This window comes from Mesorhizobium sp. M7A.F.Ca.CA.002.05.1.1, from assembly GCF_003998335.1.
Classification (GTDB): Bacteria; Pseudomonadota; Alphaproteobacteria; order Rhizobiales; family Rhizobiaceae; genus Mesorhizobium.
This window is the reverse complement of sequence record NZ_RZQI01001315.1, coordinates 1-1,131: the sequence shown is the minus strand read 5'-3', so window position 1 is coordinate 1,131 and position 1,131 is coordinate 1. Positions and strand designations below refer to the sequence as shown.

At 62.5% G+C, this 1,131-nt stretch carries 1 pseudogene; it reads left to right on the top strand.

The annotated features are described in order from the left end of the window. Nucleotides 1-1,131: pseudogene (locus tag EN939_RS35180) on the top strand (protein ndvB); the annotation flags it as partial.

The following is a 1,131-nucleotide window of genomic DNA, read 5'->3' as shown; positions in this document are numbered from 1 at the left end:
GACAAGCGCGAGCTTCCCGGCCATCACGGAAGAGCCGATTCGATCCAACTTTCTGCCCGAAGAGCGTCTTCGTGTGCTTGGCGAAAGCCTGGCAAAAGGCGACCTCACGGATCTGTTCGGCCTGACGCCCTTCGATTTTCAGGCCCGTATCCGGGACAGCGCCAAGAAGATTTTGGAAGTCTATCGGTCGACCAATGCGGCGCAGGCGAGGGGCGAGACGATCACGCCGGCGGCACAATGGCTGCTCGACAACAATTACCTGGTCGAAGAGACCATTTTCCAGGTCAAGCGCGACCTGCCGCGCCGCTTCTATCGCCAGTTGCCGACCTTGAAACTGCCTGACGGCGGCAGCGTGCCGCGCGCGCTGGCGCTGGCGTGGACCTATGTCGCGCATTCGGACAGTTCCGTTTCGGCGACGATGTTCAAGTCCATCGTCCAGGGTTTTCAGTCGGTCGAGCCGCTGAAGATCGGCGAGCTCTGGGCGCTGCCTTCGCTGTTGCGCTTCGTCCTGATCGAAAATCTCCGCCGGCTGGCCGTCAGGGTCAATCGCACCCGCCAGATGCGCCAGATCGCCAACGATGTGGCCGACAAGGTCCTGGCGACCGACGACAGCGCCGACCGGCAGTCGATCCTGTCCAATTTCAGCGCGCATGCGCAGGACACCACCTTCGCCACCCAACTGCTCTACCGCCTGCGCGATGGATCGCAGAATGCCGGCAAGGCTCTGGAATGGCTGGAAGGCGAGCTCGAAAAGACCGGCTCCGATGCTGAGGAAATCATCATTTCCGAACATCACACGCTGTCCAGCGGCAATGTGACGACGGGCAACATCATCCGCGGCCTGCGCCTCATCAACGACGTCGACTGGACGGTGTGGTTCGAAGGCGTCAGCCGCATCGACACCGTGCTGCGCGAGCGCACCGATTTCGCCGCGCTCGACTTCTTCTCGCGTGACCAGTACCGGACCGCGATCGAGGAATTGGCGCGCCGTTCGAACCTTTCGGAATATCGCGTCGCCGAGAAGGCTATCGAGTTGGCCGGCCACGCCGCCAGCGATGGCGACGGAGACGTGGTTTTAACCGGGCCCGCCCACACCGATGTCGGCTTCTTTCTCGTCGGCCCACGCCGGCT